Annotated in this window: 13 protein-coding genes; 7 read left to right on the forward strand and 6 right to left on the reverse strand. The window is 69.0% G+C overall.

Annotated elements, in window-relative coordinates:
* The 3 genes from ACFW3F_RS15995 to ACFW3F_RS16005 form a co-directional block, all read left to right on the forward strand.
* The coding region (locus ACFW3F_RS15995) for an amino acid adenylation domain-containing protein (protein WP_388058990.1) at positions 1–10,410 on the forward strand (10,410 nt) is incomplete at its 5' end.
* Between the two features lie 121 nt (positions 10,411–10,531).
* The gene (locus ACFW3F_RS16000) at positions 10,532–10,759 is read left to right on the forward strand and encodes an MbtH family protein (RefSeq protein WP_004020535.1); all 228 of its coding nucleotides are present in this window, start codon (positions 10,532–10,534) and stop codon (positions 10,757–10,759) included.
* Between the two features lie 303 nt (positions 10,760–11,062).
* The gene (locus tag ACFW3F_RS16005; RefSeq protein WP_388058993.1) at positions 11,063–11,380 is read left to right on the forward strand and encodes a hypothetical protein; all 318 of its coding nucleotides are present in this window, start codon (positions 11,063–11,065) and stop codon (positions 11,378–11,380) included.
* Positions 11,381–11,876: 496 nt separating this feature from the next.
* On the opposite strand, the gene ACFW3F_RS16010 is transcribed toward ACFW3F_RS16005, so the two are convergent.
* Complete coding sequence (locus ACFW3F_RS16010) at positions 11,877–12,512, reverse strand: DUF4190 domain-containing protein (protein WP_388058995.1); 636 nt, start codon at positions 12,510–12,512, stop codon at positions 11,877–11,879.
* A gap of 80 nt (positions 12,513–12,592) precedes the next feature.
* The gene (locus ACFW3F_RS16015) at positions 12,593–13,129 is read right to left on the reverse strand and encodes a DUF4878 domain-containing protein (RefSeq protein WP_388058997.1); all 537 of its coding nucleotides are present in this window, start codon (positions 13,127–13,129) and stop codon (positions 12,593–12,595) included.
* Between the two features lie 203 nt (positions 13,130–13,332).
* On the opposite strand from ACFW3F_RS16015, the gene ACFW3F_RS16020 reads away from it, so the two are divergent.
* Positions 13,333–14,448, forward strand: a complete 1,116-nt coding sequence (locus ACFW3F_RS16020) for an LLM class flavin-dependent oxidoreductase (protein ID WP_388058999.1) — start codon at positions 13,333–13,335, stop codon at positions 14,446–14,448.
* Positions 14,445–15,122 carry a CE1759 family FMN reductase gene (locus tag ACFW3F_RS16025; RefSeq protein WP_388059001.1) on the forward strand — a complete coding sequence of 226 codons (678 nt, stop codon included), beginning with the start codon at positions 14,445–14,447 and terminating at the stop codon, positions 15,120–15,122. The genes ACFW3F_RS16020 and ACFW3F_RS16025 overlap by 4 nt, the downstream gene beginning before the upstream one ends.
* 458 nt (positions 15,123–15,580) lie before the next feature.
* On the opposite strand, the gene ACFW3F_RS16030 is transcribed toward ACFW3F_RS16025, so the two are convergent.
* Both ACFW3F_RS16030 and ACFW3F_RS16035 read right to left on the reverse strand, forming a co-directional pair.
* Positions 15,581–16,597 carry a pirin family protein gene (locus tag ACFW3F_RS16030; protein WP_388059003.1) on the reverse strand — a complete coding sequence of 339 codons (1,017 nt, stop codon included), beginning with the start codon at positions 16,595–16,597 and terminating at the stop codon, positions 15,581–15,583.
* 68 nt (positions 16,598–16,665) lie between these two features.
* Positions 16,666–17,421, reverse strand: a complete 756-nt coding sequence (locus tag ACFW3F_RS16035; RefSeq protein WP_388059005.1) for an acetoacetate decarboxylase family protein — start codon at positions 17,419–17,421, stop codon at positions 16,666–16,668.
* A gap of 349 nt (positions 17,422–17,770) precedes the next feature.
* On the opposite strand from ACFW3F_RS16035, the gene ACFW3F_RS16040 reads away from it, so the two are divergent.
* Complete coding sequence (locus ACFW3F_RS16040; protein WP_388059007.1) at positions 17,771–18,487, forward strand: helix-turn-helix transcriptional regulator; 717 nt, start codon at positions 17,771–17,773, stop codon at positions 18,485–18,487.
* 228 nt (positions 18,488–18,715) lie between these two features.
* Positions 18,716–19,081 (forward strand): response regulator transcription factor, encoded by a 366-nt coding sequence (locus tag ACFW3F_RS16045; RefSeq protein WP_388059009.1) that lies wholly within the window; start codon positions 18,716–18,718, stop codon positions 19,079–19,081.
* Positions 19,082–19,145: 64 nt separating this feature from the next.
* On the opposite strand, the gene ACFW3F_RS16050 is transcribed toward ACFW3F_RS16045, so the two are convergent.
* Both ACFW3F_RS16050 and ACFW3F_RS16055 read right to left on the reverse strand, forming a co-directional pair.
* Positions 19,146–20,213, reverse strand: a complete 1,068-nt coding sequence (locus ACFW3F_RS16050) for an alpha/beta hydrolase (protein WP_388059011.1) — start codon at positions 20,211–20,213, stop codon at positions 19,146–19,148.
* Between the two features lie 125 nt (positions 20,214–20,338).
* Positions 20,339–21,280, reverse strand: a complete 942-nt coding sequence (locus tag ACFW3F_RS16055; protein WP_388059013.1) for an anti-sigma factor — start codon at positions 21,278–21,280, stop codon at positions 20,339–20,341.
* Positions 21,281–21,287 lie beyond the last annotated feature (7 nt).

Consider the following 21,287-nt stretch of genomic DNA (forward strand, 5'->3'; position numbering starts at 1 on the left):
GTGGTCGCCGTCTTCGGCGTCGTGCGGACCGGTGCGGCCTACGTCCCGATCGATCCGGCCTACCCCAGCGATCGCATCGCCTACATGGTCACCGATTCCGCTGTGCGACTGGGCATCACCGACACGGCGACCCGTCCGCGGCTCGGTGAGTCGTCCTGCGAGTGGCTCGAGCTCGATGCCCTGGACGACCCGGCGGTGTCCGGGGCGCGCATCGAGGACGACGAACGTCGTGCCCCGGTACGGCTCGACGATCTGGCCTACCTCGTCTACACCTCGGGCTCCACCGGCCGTCCCAAGGCCGTCGGCGTCACCCATCGGGGCGTCGCGAACTTCGTGGACGCGCTGGCCGAGGTGACCGGCACGCCCGCGCAGGCGCCCGACACGCGTGTCCTGCACGTCGCGTCGCCGAGCTTCGACGCCTCGGTGCTGGAGATGATGTGGTCGATCGCGTTGGGGCACACTCTCGTCGTCGCGCCCGCCGCCGAGTACGCCGGAGACGCACTCGGTCGCATCCTGGAACGCGACCGGGTGACCGACACCCTCATCACCCCCACGGTCCTCGCCAGCGTGGACCCGATGCGCGGGCGGTTCATCCGCAATCTCGTCACCGGTGGGGAGGCCTGCCCGCCGGAGCTGATCGCACGCTGGGCCGGCGAGGACTCGTCCCGCCGGATGTTCAACTTCTACGGGCCGTCGGAGACGACCGTGTGGGCGACCACCGGGCGTTCCGAACGCGACCGCCCGGTGACCATCGGCCGCCCGGTGCGCGGCTTCGCGGCCTACGTGCTCGACGGTCGCCTGCACCCGGTCCCGCAGGGCGTCGTGGGCGAGCTCTACCTGTCGAGCCCGGATTCCCTGGCGCGCGGCTACCTCGGGCGTCCCGACCTCACCGCGACGTCGTTCGTCGCCGATCCCTTCGCCCGCGAACCCGGTCGCCGGATGTATGCCACCGGCGACCTCGTGCGGATCACCGCGGCGGGCGAGATCGAGTTCGCCGGCCGCGCCGACCACCAGGTCAAGATCAACGGCCAGCGTGTCGAGCTCGGCGAGATCGAGACGGTTCTCGGTGACCAGCCGGGCGTCGGATCGGTCGTCGTACTCGGCGTCGACGACGACGCCCGACGCACCCGCCTCGTGGCCTACCTCGTCGGCGACGACACCGTCGCACCGACCGGCCTCGACGCCGACGCGGTGCTGGCCGGCGCCGCGGATCGTCTGGCCGGGCACATGATCCCGCATCATGCCGTCGTCCTCGACGAATTGCCGGTGACCCCCGGCGGCAAGCTGGACCGGCGTGCTCTGTCCGCACCGGAGTTCACCACGCCCGCCGATGGATACGTCGCACCCGCGACCACGGGCGAGGAGACGCTCGCGGCGATCATCGCCGGGCTCCTCGGCGTCGACGCCGTGTCGGTCACCGAGTCGTTCTTCGCGCTCGGCGGGGACTCGATCATGTCGATCCAGCTCGCGTCGGCGGCCAAGGCCGCCGGATTGTCGTTGTCGCCGCGGGAGATATTCGAGCAGAAGACCGTTCGCGGAATGGCGCGCGTGGCCGCGGCCGGCGATGCCCGTCCGCCGATGCTCGACGAACCCGACGGCACCGGGGACGTGGTGCTGCCGCCGATCGTGTCCTGGCTCGTCGAGGCGGCGCCGTCCCCGGCCGACCTCGCCGACTTCAACCAGTCGATGGTCCTCGCCGCGCCGGCCGGTCTGACCGCCGCACGCCTGGGCGAGGTGCTCGGTGCCGTCGTCGCCGCGCATCCGATGCTCTCCGCGCGGCTGACGATCGGCGACGGGACACCGGCTCTCACCACGGGTACGCCGTTCGACGCCGCAGCCTCGATCGCTGTCGTCGACGTGGAGGCCGCGGCGGGCTCGCCCGAGTTCACCCGGGCGCTGACCGCAGCCCATGCCGACGCGGCCCGACGACTCGACCCGGCCACCGGACGCCTCGTGGCCGCGACGATCGTCACCGACCAGGCCGGCGCCGGACGCGTCGTCCTCGTTCTCCATCATCTCGCGGTGGACGCGGTGTCGTGGCCGATCCTCATCGAGGATCTGCTCACCGTCCACGCACAACTCGACGCGGGCCTACCCGTGGCCGTGCGCGCCGAGGAGACCTCCCAGCGCGCGTGGCAGGCGGCACTCGCCGGACAACTCGGGGCACGCCGTGCCGAGGCCGCGTACTGGCTGGACCGGTCACCTGCAGACGTGACCGGCTTCGGTGCGCGGCTCGACCCCGAACGCGACCGTTACGGTACGTTGTCCTCGATCGTGCACCGCATCGATCCGGCGATCGTCGAGCCACTGACGACGACTGTCCCCGAGGCATTCTCGGCGTCGGTCGTCGACCTGCTGCTGGCCACGCTGGCGCGCGCCGTCCGGTCGTGGCAGCGTGACCACGCGATCTCCGACGACTCCCCGGTCACAGTGCTCACCGAGGGTCACGGTCGCTACGAGGACGTCCTGCTCGACGGCGACGACCCGCGCCGCGCCGACCTGTCGCGCACCGTCGGGTGGTTCACCTCCCTCGCGCCGCTGCTGATCGATCCCGCGGCCGACGTCGTGCACGCGGTCAAGGCGGCCAAGGAAGAACGACTCGGGATGCCCGGGCACGGCATCGGCTACGGGCTGCTGCGGTCCGGCGATGCGAACGAGCCTGACGAGGCCGCGGCGCACCTGCACTCGCGTCCGCTGCCGTCCATCGCGTTCAACTACCTCGGGACGCGCGGCCGGACCGGTCGCAGCGACGAGGCCCCCGGAACCGAGGTCACGACTCCGGCCGCCGAGACCGCTTTCCTGCCGGCTCCCGACGCCCCGTTCCTGCCGGCCACCGTGTCCGCCGGGGTCGCCGCGATGAGCGTCCTGACCGTCAACGCCAGCACGGGCACCTCGCCGCAGGGCCGGATGCTGTCCGCCGATCTGCAGTTCCCCGAGGCGATCCTGTCGCCCGACGACGTCGGCGACATCGCGCGCCGATGGACCGGGGAATTGGACGATCTGGTGCGGCTGGTCGCCGACGGTGCCGAGGTCGGCCAGTCGCCGTCCGACGTCCCGGGCGCCGACGTGACCCAGGACGACCTCGACACCGTGGCGCAGCGCTACCCGGGTGCGAGGGTCTGGGCGCTGTCACCGCTGCAGCGCGGCCTGTACTTCCAGTCCCAACTGGCCGGCCACGACGAGGTGGACGTCTATGTGACACAAGCGGTTCTGCACCTCGAGGGCGACGTCGACCTGGACCGGTTGCGCAACGCCGTCGTGGCGCTGCTCGATCATCACCGGACGCTGAAGTCCGGCTTCGTGCGGGTACCGAGCGGTGGCGTCGTGACGGTCGTCCCGCCGACGGTTCCGCTTCGCTGGCGTGTCGTCGATGCCGGGGCGTCGACCGAGGCGGAGCTGCGGGCGGCGGTCGACGAGGTGTCCGCCGCCGAGCGCACCGAACCGTTCGACCTGGCCGATCCGCCGCTGCTGCGGGCCGTGATCGTCCGGCACGCACAGGGTTCCAGTGTCGTCATCACCAACCACCACATCCTCTTCGACGGCTGGTCGGGGCCGCTGGTGCTGGCCGACCTGCTCGCCTTGTACGCCACCGGCAACCCGTTCACCGGCCGCGGGACCGGGGAACGGACGGACTTCGCCGACTATCTGGCGCGCATCGCCGAGACCGACGTCGCCGCCGGTCTGGAGGCATGGGGTCGCGTTCTCGCGCCGGTCGACAGCCCGACGCTGGTCGCCCCCGGCCTGACCGGGATGTCGGCCGACCCGCACGCCGGTGACACCGCCGCCGGAGACACTGCCGCCGGAGACACTGCCGCGCAGCACCTTCCGCGTGAACACCGGTGGGTTCTCGACACTGCGCTCGTGTCCGGTCTCGAACGCACGGCACGGCAGTCCGGTTCCACCGTGGCCACCGTCCTGCAGCTCGCGTGGGCCGTGTTCCTCTCGCGGCTCACCGACAATCGTGTGGTGACCTTCGGCGAGACGGTGTCTGGTCGACCGGCCGGTCTCGACGGTGTCGAATCGATGGTGGGCCTGTTCATCAACACCCTGCCCGCCGTCGTCGACGTCGACCCCGACGCGACCATCGGTGAGGTCCTCGGACGCCTGCAGGCCGACAAGACCGCCGTCCTCGACCATCAGCACATCGGCCTGCCCGAGATCCTCACGCACGTGGGCCGTCCCGCCCTCTTCGACACCCTGACCGTCCACGAGTCGTATCCCGTCGACAACGACTCGCTGGCCGCCGGTGCATCGAGTGCCGCTGTCGGGCTGGCGATCCGCGACGTCGAGGTGTCCGACGCAACGCACTACCCGCTCAACCTGGCAACCTCGCCGTCGCCCGCCGGGATCGCGGTCCGGCTGACGTATCTGCCCGACGCATTCGACGACGACGAGATCAACGTCTTCGCCCGCTCGCTCGTCCGCATCCTGCAGAGGATCGCCGACGACGCGCACTCCCGCATCGCCGACATCCCGCCGATGTCCGAGCAGGACCGGGCCGTCGTCGACAGGTGGGAGGCCGGCCCGCAACTGGCCCTCACCGGTTCGCACGTCGCCGACCTGCTGCTCGATCGCGTTGCCGCGTCACCGCACGACACCGCGGTGGCGACGACGTCGGGAACACTCACCTACGCCGAACTCGGCTCCCGGGTCAGCGTTCTCGCGCGTCGTCTCGTCGAGCTGGGTGTCGGCCCGGAAGTGGCGGTCGGGGTCTGCCTGCCGCGGTCGGTCGAGATGATCGTGGCCGTCCACGCGGTGCTCGTCGCGGGCGGTCAATTCGTCCCGATGGATCCGCAGGCCCCCGCGGACCGGATCGACTACCTCGCGCGGACCGCCGACGTCGCGGCCGTACTCGTCGCGGACGGTCCGGCACCCGCCGGGATCGAGGCACTGGGCGTCGGCGTGCACGTGCTCGCCGTCGAATCCGGCACCGTTACGGCCGATTCCGTCGAACTGTTCACACCGTCCGAACGACTGGCCGATGTCGCCGGCGACAACCCGGCCTACACGATCTTCACGTCCGGGTCGACGGGACGGCCGAAGGGCGTGACGGTGGGGCACACGACGCTGCGCGGGCACCTCGAACACGACCGGGCCGACTACGAGTTCGGTGCCGACGACGTGTTCCTGCAGGTGCTCGAGCTCACGTTCGACCCGTCGGTCGGCGAGATCCTGCGCCCGCTCGTCTCGGGCGGACGTCTGGTGGTCATGGAGCCGGGGGAGCACCGTGATCCCGTCGCGGTGCTGCGGTACCTCGTGGACTTCGGGGTGACCTCGGCAACGCTGGTGCCCTCGATGCTCGCGGTCCTCACCGAGGTCGCCGATCGCGAACAACTGCAGGGACTCTCGCGGCTGCGCTATCTGCACACCGGTGGTGAGGCGCTCCCGCGCAGCGTTGCGCGGACCGTCCGCGAACTCATCCCGCACGCACCCGTCAGCAACCAGTACGGCCCCACCGAGGCGACGATCTACGCGACCGTCGCGCGCGTGACGGGCGACGAGGTCACCATCGGGCGGCCCGTCGCCAACACCTCTGCGCTCGTGCTCGACCATCGGTTGCGACCGGTGGCACCGGGGTTCACCGGCGAGCTGTACCTCGGCGGCATCCAGCTGGCCCGCGGCTACACCTCGCGGCCCGCCCTCACCGCCGAACGCTTCGTGCCGAACCCGTACGGCGCGCGGGGTTCTCGCCTGTACCGGACCGGTGACCTGGTCCGCTGGCGAGCCGACGGCGAGCTGGAGTACCAGGGACGCACCGACTTCCAGGTCAAGCTCCGTGGCCAACGGATCGAGCTGGGGGAGATCGAGTCGGCCCTCACCTCGGCGCCCTCGGTGGTGCACGCCGCGGCCGCCGTCGTCGAGACCCCCTCCGGGCAGCAGCTCGTCGCCTACGTGGCTCCCGCGGACGTTGATCTCGATGCAGTGAAACGTTCGGTGGCACATGCTCTTCCGGAGTTCATGCGTCCCGGTATGTGGGTGGTGCTGGAGGAGATGCCGCTCAGCAGTGCCGGCAAGATCGTGCGGCAGCAACTGCCCGCCCCGACGGTCGACACCGTTGCGGTGGTGCCACCGGTCGGTTCGCGTGAGACCGCCGTCGCCGACGTCTTCGCGGGGTTGTTGTCGCTGTCGCCCGGCACCGTGGGCGCCACCACGAACTTCTTCGACATCGGTGGCAACTCGCTGTCGGCGATGCGTGCCGCGGCTCGCGTCGGCGACGCGCTGGGAGTCGAGGTGACGGTCCGCGACGTCTTCGAGGCGCCGACGCCGCGCCTGCTGGCCGAACGCCTCGGTGACCGCACGGGCGGACTCCCGCCGATCGTCGCGGCGACGCCGCGTCCGGACCGCATCCCGCTGTCGTATGCCCAGCAGCGGATGTGGTTCATCAACCGCTTCGATCCGACACTGGCGGCGTACAACATCCCCGCGGTGATGCGCCTGAGCGGTGATCTCGATCCCGCGGCGCTCGCCGCCGCGATCGCCGACGTCGTCGCGCGGCACGAGATCCTCCGCACCACCTATCCCGAGGCCGGTGGTCAGGCGGTGCAGCTCATCGCCCCGGTAACCGAGATCGCGGCACGACTCGATCACGAGTTCGTGTCGGCGACCGACGATCGCGATCGGGGCGAGGCCGTACTCTCTGCGGTCACGACCGGTTTCGACCTGACCGTCGACTGGCCGGTGCGGACCAGGCTTCTCGAGGTCGGGACCGACTCCGGGACAACGGAGTACATCCTCGCCGTGGTCCTGCATCATGTGGCCTCCGACGGCGAATCCCTCGGCCCGCTCGTCACCGACCTCACGACCGCCTACCTCGCGCGGGCGGCGGGAGAGGAGCCGCGGTTCGAGCCGCTGCCCGTCCAGTACGCCGACTACGCCATCTGGCAGCGCCGTGCCCTCGGCGATGTCGACGACGCGGCGTCGGTGATGGGTGCCCAGCTGGAGTATTGGACAGCGCACCTGGCCGGCATGCCGGACCTGCTCGAACTGCCGACCGACCGGCCGCGCCCGGCGGTCGCCTCACAGCGCGGCGCGCGCGTGGCGTTCACCATCCCGGCGGACGTCACCGCACGGATCGACATCGTCGCCGACGAGTTCGGGGTCACTCCGTTCATGGTGCTGCACGCGGCGCTGGCGGTCCTGCTCGGCGACCTGTCGGGGACGGACGACGTGACGATCGGCACGCCGATCGCCGGCCGTGGTGCCGAGGTACTCGACCCGCTCGTCGGAATGTTCGTGAACACGCTCGTGCTCCGCACCGCGCACGCGGGCGGTGACACGTTCGCCGATGTGCTGGGTCGGGTCCGTCGCGTGGACCTCGACGCCTTCGCGCATGCCGACCTGCCGTTCGAGACCCTCGTCGACCGGTTGAACCCGGTCCGTTCCGAGGCGTTCGCCCCGCTGACCCAGGTGTGGCTGACTCTGGACCAGAGCGTGGTGCCCGAACTCGCCGGACAGTCGCTGTCGGCCGATCTCGGCGACATCTCGGTCACTCCGCTCGACGTGGGTGAGGTGCCGGCGAAGGTCGATCTGCTGTTCTCGGTTGCCCAGGCCGGCGCGGGCGAGACATGGTCGGCTGCACTCCAATACGCCACCGATCTGTTCGCGGAATGCACCGCGGCCGGGTTCACGGCCCGCTTTGTCGGCCTGCTCGATGCGCTCACCGCGACCCCGAGCGCTCCGGTGGCCGCGGCGCCGATACTGCTGGCCGGCGAAGCCGAGTCGCTGGTGCCGGTGCGCGGCGGCGAGGCCGCCGACGCCGTGTTGCTCGGCGATCTGTTCACCGAGGCCGGCACGCGGTACCGGCGTCGTACCGCGGTGGTCGACGCCTCCGGCGCGACGTTGTCGTACTCCGCGCTCCACGCCCGGTCAAACCGACTGGCGCGCTGGCTGATCGGCCGCGGCGTCGGGCCGGAAACCCTCGTGGCACTGGCGATTCCCCGCTCCGTCGATCTCCTGGTCGCGATCTGGGCGGTCGCCAAGACCGGCGGCGGCTATGTCCCGATCGATCCGGACTACCCCGCCGAACGGGTGGCGACCATGGTGGAGGACTCCGGCGCCCGGATGGGTCTGTCGGTCACCGCCGTCGGGGAGTTGCCGGACGAGGGCTTCGAGTGGCTCCGTCTCGACGACACTTCGGTGGTCGTCGAACTCGACGCCACCTCCGACGCCACGGTGGAGCCGGGTGAGCAGGCCGGTCCGGTCCGCGCGGACAACGTCGCCTACGTCATCTACACCTCGGGGTCGACAGGTCGCCCCAAGGGTGTCACGGTGTCGCACACGGGACTACGGAACTTCGCCGTTGCGAAGTCGAGCGCGATGGAGATCGAGGACGGGGCGGTGGTGCTGGGGTTCGCGTCCCCGAGCTTCGACGCCTCCGTGCTGGAATACCTCCTCGCGACCATCAACGGTGGGACGCTCGTCTACCGACCGTCGAGCGCGGTCGGCGGCGCGGAGCTGCAGGAGTTCATGCAGCGACACGAGGTCGCCACGACCTTCCTCACGCCGTCGGTGCTGTCGACGCTCGACCCGGCCGCACTGCCGAGCCTGCAGGCGGTGTCCGCCGGTGGTGAGGCGGTCCCGCAATCGGTGATGGACGAGTGGGCACCGCACACCCGCATCCACAACGGCTACGGCCCGACCGAGACGACGATCATGATCGCGGTCGGCGAGGCGGCGACGCCAGGCGATCCCGTCCGCCTGGGCGGTCCGCTGCCCGGCGTCGAGTTCCTGGTGCTCGACGCACACCTGCGGCCGGTACCGGTCGGCGTGGCCGGGGAGCTGTACGTCCTCGGACCCGCCCTCTCGCGTGGCTACCTCGACAAGCCGGACCTGACCGCTTCCCGGTTCGTCGCCAGTCCGTACGCGGGGGCCGGACGTCGGATGTACCGGACGGGCGATGTCGTGCGGTGGCGCGAAACGCGTTCGGGCGCGCTCACCCTCGAGTACTCCGGTCGGAGCGATGACCAGGTGAAGCTACGGGGACTGCGCATCGAGCTCGGCGAGATCGAGGCGGTGCTGCGCGCGGTACCCGAGGTGCGTTCCGCGGTCGTCGTCGGCGTCGGTGCGTCGGGAACGCCGAGTTCGGTGGCCTCGAGCCTCGCCGCATATGTCGTCGGTGACGGTGTACAGGTGGACGTACTGCGTGGCCTGCTGGCCGCACAGCTTCCCGCGCACATGGTGCCCGCATCGATCACGGTGCTCGACGAGTTCCCGCTGACCCCGGTCGGCAAGCTGGACCGCGCGGCGCTGCCCGCACCCGAGGTGACCTCCAGCGAGTTCGTCGCCCCGGGCACCCCGGTCGAGCAGGCGATCGCCGATGCCTACGCCGAGATCCTCGGCGTCGAGCGGGTCGGAGCCTCGGACAGCTTCTTCGACCTCGGCGGCAACTCCCTGTCCGCCACCCGGGTCGCCGCCGCGCTGCGGGACCGCAACGGCTTCGACATCGAGCTCGCGTGGCTGTTCAACGATCCGACCGTGCGTGGTCTGGCCCGCCGCCTCGCCGAGGGCAACGCGGTGAGCAGCGACGTCGTGATCACTCTCCGCGGCGAGGGATCGCGGCCACCGCTGTTCTGCGTACACCCGGCCGGCGGCCTCGCCTGGTTCTATGGCGGACTGGCCCCGCACCTGCGGGACCGGCCGATCTACGGAGTGCAGGACCCGCACGTGGTGACCGGCGAACCGAGCGTCACCGACGCGCGGGCGCTGGCCCGGCGCTATGTCGAGGAGATCCGCCGCGTCCAGCCACACGGCCCGTACCACCTGCTCGGCTGGTCGGTCGGCGGAGTCATCGCGCACGCCATGGCCACCCACCTCGTCGACCTCGGCGAGGGGGTCGCGTACCTGGGCATCATGGACTCGCGACCGGAGGACGAGCCCGTGATCACCGGGCACGACCGTCCGTCGACCGACGGCGACGCGTCCGTGGACGTGGCCGGGGTGGCTACACCAGGATCGACCGTCGCCGAGACCATCGAACCCGACGCGTCGACGGTGGTCGACGTCCTCGGCGGCTGGCGCGATCTCTTCGATCTCGGCGACGACGTGCAGGCGTCCACCCCCGAGGAGGTCACCGCGATCATCCGTCAGCAGATCTCCGGGATGGGACTGCTGGCGGAGGATCAGGTGGAACGGATCATGGACAGCTTCGATTCCTCGACCCAGGTGGTCCTCGACTACCGGCCGGATGTCTTCGCCGGCGACATGCACGTCTTCACCGCGACCGAGGACAAGGACGACCCATCCCTGCTGGCCGGTGCCTGGCGCCCATTCGTCACCGGCGCGATCGACAACGTCGACGTCGCCACACACCACCTCGGGATGGCGAACGCCGACGCGCTGGCGATCATCGGGCCGACACTCGACGCCCAGCTGACGCAGGTCGACGGCGCCGGCGGCCGGGGACCGGAATGAGGGGATTTGCGTGACATCATCGACCTGACCTCGCCGCTGTCCCGGCCGAGAGCCGCTACGTTCGACAACAACAAAGCAGGCGGGTGACGACAGTCGCCGCGTCTATGGAGAAAGGACACCCATGACGAACCCATTCGACGACGAGGACGGCCGCTTCTACGTACTCGTCAACGACGAGAACCAGCACTCGCTGTGGCCGACCTTCGCGGACATCCCCGCCGGATGGACCAAGGTCTTCGGTGAGGACAGCCGTGCTGCGTGCCTGGAGTATGTGGAGCAGAACTGGACCGATCTACGGCCCAAGAGTCTCATCGAGGCGATGGAAGCGGACAAGAGCAGCGACGCCTGAGCTCGGTTCTCTGCCGACACTCGCGGTCGGCAGAGTGGGACTTGCTTGAATGTCGGGACAGTTGCATGTGGATAACAGGTAAAGAATCAACCCACTGGTGCCCTGTTGCAACTACAGTCGCAGCCGTAACATCGAAGTGCAGCATAGTTACGGGAATTGTTGTGGAATATCCCACACATGTTGAGCCAGTGTTCTACTACTTGAATGAGGTAGGGCACACTGGGTTGAAGGATCGCTAGGTACCAACGTCAGGGGAGGCGGGGACACAGCGGTCGACGCTCCACGGGCGGGAAGGCAGTAATCATGGACCAGCTACTTCTGGACGACATCCAGAACCGAGGGGCGATCACGCCCCATCTGACAGCTGTTCGGCTGGGCGATGACGCTCTCACCTACGGTGAACTCGCCGATCGCGTCGAAGACTACGGAAGCGTGTTGTCCGAATTCGGGATGTCGCCGACGTCGGCCTTCTACGCCGCCCTGATGCACTGCATGCCGTCTCTGGTGGACATCGACCCGGTGGACGCCCGGCTGCAGGTGATCGGCGAGATCCAGGCCTGGCTCGGACGCGAACGCGGCGAGGTGGCCTCGGTCAGGCCGCGGCTCCGGGCAGTCAGCTAGCCCCGACACACGAACACCACACAACGAGACCCGTCATCTGGCGGGTCTCGTTGTGTTTGTCTTCGAGCGGGAACTTCTGCGGTGCTAGCGGTCCTCGTTGCTCCCTAATCCGAAAGAACCGCATAACCCCTGCTCCCTAATCCGCAAGAACCGCATAACCCCTGGTCCCTGAGGTGCGAGGAGCGCAAGCGACGAACCTCGAAGGGCCTGGTGAGACACGTTGCGAGACCCTTCGTGGCTCGCTGCGCTCGCACCTCAGGGAGCAGAGGGGGGTCTTTCGTGGTCCACGACGGCCGCCACGCCGCAGATACTGAGGTGTGAGCGGCTCACTGGATCTCTGATGTGCGATCGGACCTCTCGTGCTCCCTGAGGTGCGAGCGGCCCTCTCTTGCTCCCTGAGGTGCGAGCGGCCCTCTCTTGCTCCCTGAGGTGCGAGCGAAGCGAGCCTCGAAGGGCTCGTGACCTTGCGTGGCCCGCCCTCCGAGGTTCGCGCCGACTACAGCCCTGCGAGGAGGAGGACGAGAAAGAGGATCGGGCCGCCGACGACCATGCTGCCGGCGCCGGTCACGATGCCGGTGATCGCGCGGCCGGTGCCCTTACGTTCTGCGGGGGCTCGTCGGACCTGTTTCACGGCGACCACACCGGAGACCACGGCGACCACGCCGAGGATCGCGCCCAGACCCAGAACAAGGGTCAAGGGAATCGAGATCAGGCCGGTGGTCAGCGCCAGCGATGCAGCCGGGGCGACGGGACGGCCGCCGACCGGCCGGGTCAGGTAGGGCGCGGGACGCGGCGGGAACACGCGCGCCGGCACGGGCATCGCAGCCAGGGGTGCGCGCTCCGCGTTCTTCAGGTCCCAGAAGTCGCCCACCGGCGGGAGCGCGGCATGTTCACGCGCGGGCATTCGGGTGTCGACGCGAGTCGCCGTACGCGGCGCGGGTCTTGCAGCCGTCTCGACCCTGGTCGGCAGCATCGGCGAGTCCGGCGCCGAAGCGCTCACGTCGAGTTGCGGGCCGATGGGTTCGGCCGCGGCCGGCAACTCGGTGTCGTCGAGATCGTTGACCAGCGGCCACCGCTCGTGGCGTCGGGTCACCGGCGGAGCGAACGGATGGGTGGGATGGTCGGTACGCACGTACACCTCCTCGCCGCTGCGCTCCGGGACGGAACCGCACCCGTTCGAGTGTAGGCGAGGAGGCGACGTGGGCCTGGGGACTAGTTACCTTCTTGCTGGCCGCTGCCCATGCTGATCAGCTGATTGATGGCGTCGCCGCTGAGCTTCCAGTCGCCGTCGACCTTCACGAAGGCGAGCTGGATGTCGACGGGCGTCGACGAGTGCGGACTCTTCACGGCGACGGTGGCCGTGGCCTTGTCATCCCCGTTCTCGGTGACCTTGGTGACCGTGAACGCATCCGGGGTGTAACCGGCTGCGGACGCGCCCTTCGCGAAAGCGATGGCGGCCGGCTTGGTGGCGGGGTTGGTGACATCGACGACCTGGTCGATCTCCTCGGCGGAGGTGTTCGGGTCGATCGCCTGGCGCAGTGTTTCCGTCGCGTCGTCGTTGTCGAGACCGGTGACCTCGTCGACTGCGTCGCTGGCAGCGGTCTCGACCTGGCTAGCGGCGGACTCGACCGCGGTCGACACCACACTCGTCGCCTCGTCGACGGTGTCGGTGGACTCCGAACAACCGGTGGCGACGAACAGAGCGGCCCCGGCGAGGGTGACCGCGGCGACGGACTTCCGGATCTTCATACGACTCTCCTCGATGCAATGGTGTCCGGCCCGCTCGCTTCGCTCCCGGCGCCGGTGCTTCTGTCGGCCCGCTCGCTTCGCTCCCGGCGCCGCTAAACTCCCGCGGCTACTCCGCAGTAAGCCAACACTAACTCACCGGGCTCCGGAATTAATCGGACCGCGGTCCGGTTATGGTGGGTGTAACCACGATCAGGAGGCGCGACATGCAGTTCGGACTCTTCAGCGTCAGCGACATCACCGCCGACCCCACCACCGGCACGACGCCGACGGAACACGAGCGGATCAAGGCGATCGTCGAGATCGCGAAGAAGGCCGAGGACATCGGACTCGACGTGTTCGCGCTCGGCGAGCATCACAACGAGCCCTTCTTCTCGTCGTCGCCCACGACGACCCTGGCGTACATCGCGGCGCAGACCGAGCGTCTGCAACTGAGCACCGCGACCACACTGATCACCACCAACGACCCGGTGAAGATCGCCGAGGACTTCGCGATGCTGCAGCACCTCGCCGACGGTCGTGTCGACCTGATGCTCGGGCGGGGCAACACCGGTCCGGTGTACCCATGGTTCGGGCAGGACATCAGGCAGGGCATTCCGCTCGCGATCGAGAACTACCACCTGCTGCACCGGCTGTGGACCGAGCACGTCGTCGACTGGGAAGGGCAATTCCGTACCCCGCTGACGTCGTTCACCTCGACGCCGCGCCCGCTCGACGGCGTCGCACCGTTTGTCTGGCACGGTTCGATCCGCAGTCCCGAGATCGCCGAGCAAGCCGCGTACTACGGAGACGGCTTCTTCGCGAACAACATCTTCTGGCCCAACGAGCACTTCCAGCGACTCATCAACTTCTATCGGGAACGGTACGAGCACTACGGCCACGGCAAGGCGAACCAGGCGATCGTCGGTCTCGGCGGACAGTTCTTCATTCGCCCCAAGTCGCAGGACGCGGTGCGCGAATTCCGTCCGTACTTCGACAACGCGCCTGTCTACGGACACGGCCCGTCGCTCGAGGACTTCTCGGCGCAGACGCCGCTGACCGTCGGTAGCCCCGCCGAGTTCGTCGACAAGACGCTGACCTTCCGAGAAACGTTCGGCGACTACCAGCGTCAACTGTTCCTCGTCGATCACGCCGGCCTGCCGCTCAAGACCGTGCTCGAGCAGCTCGACCTGCTGGGTGAGGTGTTGCCGGACCTGCGCGCCGGATTCGCCGAGGGGCGTCCCGCCGATGTGCCCGAGGCGCCGACGCACGAATCGCTCGTCGCCGCCCGAGACGCGGCAGGCGACGGTGTGGCGAAGGAGAACGTGGAGGTGTCGTCATGACCGCACTGCGGATCGTCGCTGTGAACGCGGGTCTGTCCGAGCCGTCGTCGACGCGACTGCTCATCGACCGGATGGTCGGGGCGGTCACCGAACAAATGGGGGAGGGGCGCGTCGAGGTCGAGATCGTCGACCTGCGTGACCTCGCCGTCGACCTCGGCCAGGCGATGACCGTTGGCTTCGCATCCGGTCGGGCGCGCGCTGCGCTCGATGCGGTCGAGGGAGCCGATGCCCTGATCGTGGCGACCCCGGTGTTCAACGCGTCCTACAGCGGACTGTTCAAGATGTTCTTCGATCTCGTCGACATCGATGCGATGGCAGGTAAGCCGGTGGTGATCGGCGCGACCGGCGGGAGTCCGCGGCACTCGATGGTGCTCGACCACGCATTGCGGCCGCTGTTCGCCTACCTGCGTGCCGTCGTTCTGCCGACCGGTGTGTATGCCGCGTCGGCGGACTGGGCCGGCGCGGACGGCGACACCACCTCGCTGAACGACCGGATAGCCCGTGCGGCAGGCGAACTCGTGTCGCTACTGACACCCCGGCGCGGCGCTGCGGTCACAGACGTGACCGTCGACGGCAGGCAATTGTCGAGTGCGTCCGCCGTGACCGACGGTCGGCGGCAGGCGGTCGAAGCCGCGGGGATCGCGAACTTCGCGAAGCTGCTCGGCACGGCGTGATCGCCTGACCGAGATACCGCCCGTGCTCCTTGAGGTGCGAGCGGGGTGATCCGCCCGGTGCTCCCTGAGGTGCTCAGCCCTTCGGGGCTCGTCGCTATCGCTCCTCGCACCTCAGTAGCTGCGGCCTAGCGGCCTTCGTGGACCACGAACACTCGTGAGTGTCCGAAATCCATGCTCCCTGAGGTGCGAGCGAAGCGAGCCACGAAGGGTCTCGCATCGTGTCTCACCAGGCCCTTCGAGGCTCGTCGACCTCGACGCGCTCCTTCGTCGCTTGCTCGGCCCGGCGGCTTGCGCTCCTCGCACCTCAGGGAGCAGGGGTTATGCGGTTCTTTCGGATTAGGGACCAATGGGTGTGTTGTTCTCTCGGATCAGGGTGCAGGGGGTTCGTCGCTTGCGCTCCTCGCACCTGAGGGGGCAGGGGATTCTCGCGGGACTTTCGGATCACGCGCCTCCAGAGATCAGGGGACCGCGCGACCGGGTGTGTTGCTGCGGGCCCGGAGCCGGGAGTGCGGCAGCGTCGGCGCGGGCAGGTGCTGGGTCGGGCCGACGTAACCGCGGACCTGTCCGAATCGTTCGCTGTGGGCTTCCCACTGGTCTCGGTAGGTGACGATCTCCTCGTGCGTGCGCCCGATGAAGTTCCACCACATGACGATGTCCTCGGAAAGCGGTGCACCGCCGAGGAATACGACGCGGGCATCGGTCTCGGCGACATTGGTCAGCGTGATCCGACGAGCGCCCAGTCCTACGTAACCCAGCTCGGTGCGGGACAGGGGTGCCGCGGCGTCGTTGCCGGCCACCGCGACGGTGCCGGTGTCGACGAGGATGCCGTGTTCGTGCTCGGGATCGACGTCGATGTCGACCGTGGCGCCGGGTGCGAAGTCCAGCTGCGCGCCGGTCAGCGGCGTGAACGTGTGGACCGGCGAGCGCGTACCGAACAGCTCTCCCAGGAAGACCTTGGCGGTGACCCCGCCGAGGTCGAGCTCGTCGGGCCGATGGTGCGCGAAGTCGCGTGGGGTGTCGGCGTTGTCGGCCGGCAGTGCGACCCACAGCTGGACCCCGTGCAAGGTGGTGGTGTCGGGTGTCGAGACCTCGGTGTGCGCGATGCCGTGTCCGGCGGTCATGAGGTTGATCTCGCCGGGGCGGACCATCGCATGGTTGCCCATCGTGTCCCGATGCTCGACCTCGCCGGTGAACAGCCAGCTGACCGTCTGGAGTCCGGTGTGCGGGTGCGGCGGGACGTCCATCCCGCCGCTGCTCGCGACGTCGTCCGGACCGTAGTGGTCGATGAAGCACCAGGCCCCGATGAGCGACCGGGCGCGTTGGGGGAGTGTCCGGTGCACTGTCATCGCGCGGGGGCCGCCCAACGGAACGTCGCGGGCGGTGAGTACGTCCATGTGGAGTAGGCCAGAACCCGCGGCGATGCCGGCGTCGGCATGGCACTCGACCTCGACGGGGTCCGTTTCCAGATTGCTCATGAGCTCATTGTCCGCCGCCCGCGGCCCGGGCGTCCTCCGGCCGGCGTCATCAGCGAGAACCTGCCTCGTCAGACGAGCGTGGGGTCCTCGAAACGCATCGTGATCCGATCGACCGAGCTCGACATCAAGGCGTGCCGGCCGAGGCGCAGGGACCGCAGTTCGTCGGCGATGGGATGGTCGCCGAGTGTGAGGCTCGCACCGCCGATCCGGGTGCGGGTGCCGGTGGTCGACGTGAGCCGCCACGGTGTCATCCGGGTGATCCCGTCGAGCTGTGAGTAGGCGTGCAACACGGTGTCGGCCGTGGAATCGGGGACCTTGACGCCCGGTTTGACGCTCAGTTCCGCGACCAGGGCGCCGTCGGAGACGAGGCGACCGTGCTTGGTGGCCGACGAGTGGTCGACGTCGAACTCGGCGAGGGTCTTGGGGAATCCCCAGATGCCGCGACCGGCGGCCAGGGTGAAGTCGCCGTCGACCGGGAGGCGGTGCACGAGCGCACGTGCGTCTCCCTTCAGCAGGGAGCGCAGTGCCCGGATCGGCGAGGCGGGCGGGGTCGTCGGGTCCTCCACGAGGAAGCACACCCCGAACTCGTTGTACGGTCCGAGGTCGCCGTCGACGTAGTCGACGAACACGACCATGCACATGGTGCGACCTGGCCGGATGCGCAGCGGCCGGAGTGTCCCCGGCTGCGCCGACTCGGCGTCGATGGCCCGCGCGACGGCTGCGGTGTCGGCGGTGAAACCGGCGACGAAGCACCGCGCGTGCCGGATCTCGACCGGCATCGTCACCGGAGTGCCGAGGACGTCGTGGGTCGAAGGTGCGCTCACCTGTTCTCCTTCTGCGTGTCGGGTCGGGATCGGTTGCCGGGCCAGGCCGGCATGCAGTCACGATTTCTAGAACGTGTTCTAGTCTCGCATGCGACCGTCTCGGGTGGGGTCGCTGTGGACGATGTCCCCCAGAATGTGGACACAACTGCATTCAGATTGGGACGGATCGTCGCTGGTGACGTCGACGACGAGGCGCGGTGTCCGACTCGTCGGATACGTTCGCTGAGTAAGCGATTGAAAAACACTGTGTAATTGCTGAGAACCGTGATTGCTGAGAACCGTCGACGCTGCGATGCCACCACAACGGTCGGGGTAGATGGCGGGGCCGGGTTCCGAGGGGGTGGGCGCGATGGCTGCAGAGGCTTCGGCGGATGGGGTGTCCCTCGTCCGTGTGGGGATGGTGGACGACCATCGCTCCCCGATCTGGGGGATCGAGCGTGTGCTCGACCCGATTGTGGACATCTCTCTCGTCTGCGCGGCCTCCACTGTCGACGCGGTGCTGGGCGGGATGCCTCTCGACGTCGTCCTGCTGGATCTGCGTCTCGACGACGGCACGACGCCACGCGAGAACGTCAACACGCTGTCGGCGGCCGGGGTCGCCACCGTTGTGTACACCTCCGGGGAGCATCCGTCACTGTTGAGATCGGCCGCGCGGGCCGGAGCGCTCGGCGTGGTGCTCAAGTCAGCCGACGAGTCGGTCATCATCGATGCGATCCGGGCGGCTGCCCGCGGTCGGGCGGTCCTCACCACCGAGTGGGCCGCAGCCATCGACGGTGATCCGGAGCTCGCCGCCGTGGATCTGTCGCCTCAGCTACAGAAGGTCTTGGCGCTATACGCATCCGGGGAGACCTCGGCGCGGGTCGGTGCCGCACTGGGGGTGTCTGCCGAGACGGTCAACGAGTACCTCAAACGGATCCGCCAGAAATACGCGGACGCGGGGAGGCCCACGCGCACCAAGGTGGACCTGTTCAAACGCGCCGTCGAGGACGGTTGGCTGCCGGTGCCGCAACGACTTCGACGCGCCACCGGGGTGGCGTCCGACGACTTTCGCGGACGCCGGCGGTGAGCGGGTGCGAACCGCGGACGAGTCGCAGTGGCGTGAACAAGAACTCGGACATGAGGAGGGAAGCATGGGGAACCGGGTGTGCGATCGCTTCGGGTGGCGCCGTGGTCCCCAATTCTGGGTCTACCGACCAGTACCTCGGCCGACCTACCGTTGGACAACGATGAGAACGCGTGGAGCGTGCGGCGTCGGGGACGTGAGTAATGCGCCGATCGAAAAGGGGATGGATCAATGACGGCGACGACAGAAATCTTCACGACGGGGGCGTCGTCGGCACCACGCCGTGCTGATGCACCGAACATGTTGGCGCGCAAGCCTGTTGCGCGTCTCGCCGACTATCGCGGCAATGCGGAGGTGGCGGCCGTGATCCAGCGACCGAGCCTCTCCGACCGCGAGGTCGAGGTGTTGCTGGCGTGGCTCGCCGCCGACTCCAAGGAAGACGCCGCGGGGCGTCTGTTCATCTCGGCCTCGACGGTGAGTACGCACCTTGCACGAATCCGTGCCAAATACACCGCCGTCGGTCGGGGCGCTCCGACCAAGACGCATCTGTTCGCGCGCGCCCTCCAGGACGGTTACACCGGCCTCGACTCGTGGTGAGTCCCCGGCCCGCGGGGGTCGGATCACGACCGGACGAGGGGTCGGATCGGTGTGTGAGCGGATGTCAGCGCAGGTCGCGTTCGATTCTCGGCCAGGTCTGGTAGAGGTCGTCCTGCCAGTAGCCCCATGAGTGGGTGCCGGTCGGCCGAAAATTGACGTGCACCGGGACGTCGAGGGAACGCATGCGCTCGACCATCTGGCGTGTGCAGATGTCGATGGCCACCTCTATCCCGCCGCCCAGGATCGCCTGATTAGCCAGGGTGAAGCCGTCGCCCCCGATGCTCGGGTCGGTCAGCTGCTCGTGGACGCCCGGTGCTCCGGTACCGGTGGTCATGTAGACCTTGCTGCCGCGGAGTTTCGCTGCGTTCAGGTACGGGTCGTTCGCGCGCCAGCCAGGGCCGTCGAGCGGTCCCCACATGTTGGTCATGTCGGCCTGCCCACGGTCCTCGACAACCAGCCGTATGTACTGCTGACCGGCAGGATCGCTGGTGCGGGCGCAGCCGCTGAAGGCGGCTACGGATCGGTACAGCCCAGGGGCGGCGATGGCCAGGTTGAGTACCGACGTCCCGGCCATGGAGATCCCGGCGATCGCGTTGACCCCGGTGGTGTCGAATTCGTCGTCGATGAGCGGCGGGAGTTCCTTCGTGAGGAACGTCTGCCACTTGTTGCGGCCGAGGACGGGGTCGTCCCGCTGCCAGTCGGTGTAGTACGAGTAGGCGCCGCCGATCGGGGTGACGACGTAGGTGTGCTTGTCGGCGAAGTACCGCTTGTAGGTGGTCCGTGCGTCCCAGGTCGCGGAGTCCTCGCCGCCGCCGGCGCCGTTGAGCAGGTACAGCGTCGGGGCCGGCCGTGAACGGTTCCGTGGGGTGAGGACCGTGACCGGGACAGTGCGGTTCATCGCCGCCGAGTGGACGAGCAGCGTCACCTGCTGCGGATCGTCGGTGTAGGTGTCGATGATGCGGGATCGGTCGGGGGCCGACGCCGGTGCCGCAGACGCCGGTGCCGCAGACGCCGGTGTCGCGGGAGCGGTCCCGAGGCCCGCGACGACCGCGCCCACCGTCACCAGACCCGCAATCAGTTTCCATCCGCCGGACCGTCCCTGCCGCTGTTCCCGACGACCGATTCCGTTCACACCGCACCCACTCGTTCTCGAGACGCACTCGTTCACCGACGCACCGACCGGCTCCTCAGTCTATGGATCGCCTGGGCTGTGGAGAACGCTACGACTGTCACCCGATGGAGTGAATCTGCGCTGGTCTACAGGGCGACCTGGGCGAGGATCGGCGTCGTCGGCTGCGGTGAGCCGCCGGCCGGCTCGATGGTCACCGCGAGCACTTTCGACCCGGCCACGTCGTTCACCACCACCGGGGCGGTGTCGTCGCCGGGGATCAGACCCGCGGGCACGGGTTGGGCGGCAGCACCCACCAACCACAGCTGGTAGGTGCTGTCGGCGGGGATCGGCGTGCGCAGATCCCGCAGGAGTGCGACCGCCTGGTCGGCGGACTCGGAGGTCACGACCGCGATGGTCCCGCGGTCGCCGGCGAGGGGTTCGACGCTCACCGACGCGTCCGCGGCGGTGAGCACCCCGAGTACCTCCCGCTGGGACTCGCTGAGCGCTGTCGTCGAGGTGGACGTATCGGGTGCGGTGGTGCGACCGATGAGCACGCCGGCTCCCAGCGCCACGGCCACGGTCACTGCTGCCGCCGCCAGGATCGCGGTCGCACGTGCCGGGCGCCGCGCGGTGCGATCGGCCCGGTGTTGCCCGTGCTGTGCGTCGCGGGGCCGCAGTTCGATGGGGGGTGGCGCGAGGTCGGTCTCTCCGGATCGGTCCGTTCCGGCCGGCGCCGCGGGGTGCGGCGCCATCGGCGCGCCGACCGGGGTCTGCAGACCGGGGTCGGAGCCTGCGGGCACGTACGCATCCGGGGTCAACGCCGCGCCCTCGAAGACGTGGTGCAGCACCCGGTCGCGTAGTTCCGGCGGCGCGTCGAGCGCGTAGGTGGTCGCGAAACCGGCCATCGCCGCCTGGATGTCGATGATCTGCGCGTCGTAGTCCGCGCGCTCCTGCGGTGCCAGGGCGGCGAGTTCTGACTCGACGCGAGTGGTCTCGTCGGGGGTCAGCGCACCGACGGCGAAGAGTTCGACGTGATCGTCGAGCCAGGTGGCCTCGCGGTCCCCGGATGTCGTATCGGGTGTGGTCATTGTGGGA

It is taken from the genome of Gordonia sp. NPDC058843, assembly GCF_042743165.1.
Classification (GTDB): Bacteria; Actinomycetota; Actinomycetes; order Mycobacteriales; family Mycobacteriaceae; genus Gordonia.

What these genes read in the sequence shown, in the direction of transcription:
- ACFW3F_RS16040 (WP_388059007.1), top strand. Translation starts at nt 17,771, where the DNA reads ATGGCTGCAGAGGCTTCGGCGGATGGGGTGTCCCTCGTCCGTGTGGGG.
- ACFW3F_RS16030 (WP_388059003.1), bottom strand. Translation starts at nt 16,597, where the DNA reads ATGAGCAATCTGGAAACGGACCCCGTCGAGGTCGAGTGCCATGCCGAC.
- ACFW3F_RS16015 (WP_388058997.1), bottom strand. Translation starts at nt 13,129, where the DNA reads ATGAAGATCCGGAAGTCCGTCGCCGCGGTCACCCTCGCCGGGGCCGCT.
- ACFW3F_RS16005 (WP_388058993.1), top strand. Translation starts at nt 11,063, where the DNA reads ATGGACCAGCTACTTCTGGACGACATCCAGAACCGAGGGGCGATCACG.
- ACFW3F_RS16055 (WP_388059013.1), bottom strand. Translation starts at nt 21,280, where the DNA reads ATGACCACACCCGATACGACATCCGGGGACCGCGAGGCCACCTGGCTC.
- ACFW3F_RS16020 (WP_388058999.1), top strand. Translation starts at nt 13,333, where the DNA reads ATGCAGTTCGGACTCTTCAGCGTCAGCGACATCACCGCCGACCCCACC.
- ACFW3F_RS16025 (WP_388059001.1), top strand. Translation starts at nt 14,445, where the DNA reads ATGACCGCACTGCGGATCGTCGCTGTGAACGCGGGTCTGTCCGAGCCG.
- ACFW3F_RS16045 (WP_388059009.1), top strand. Translation starts at nt 18,716, where the DNA reads ATGACGGCGACGACAGAAATCTTCACGACGGGGGCGTCGTCGGCACCA.
- ACFW3F_RS16000 (WP_004020535.1), top strand. Translation starts at nt 10,532, where the DNA reads ATGACGAACCCATTCGACGACGAGGACGGCCGCTTCTACGTACTCGTC.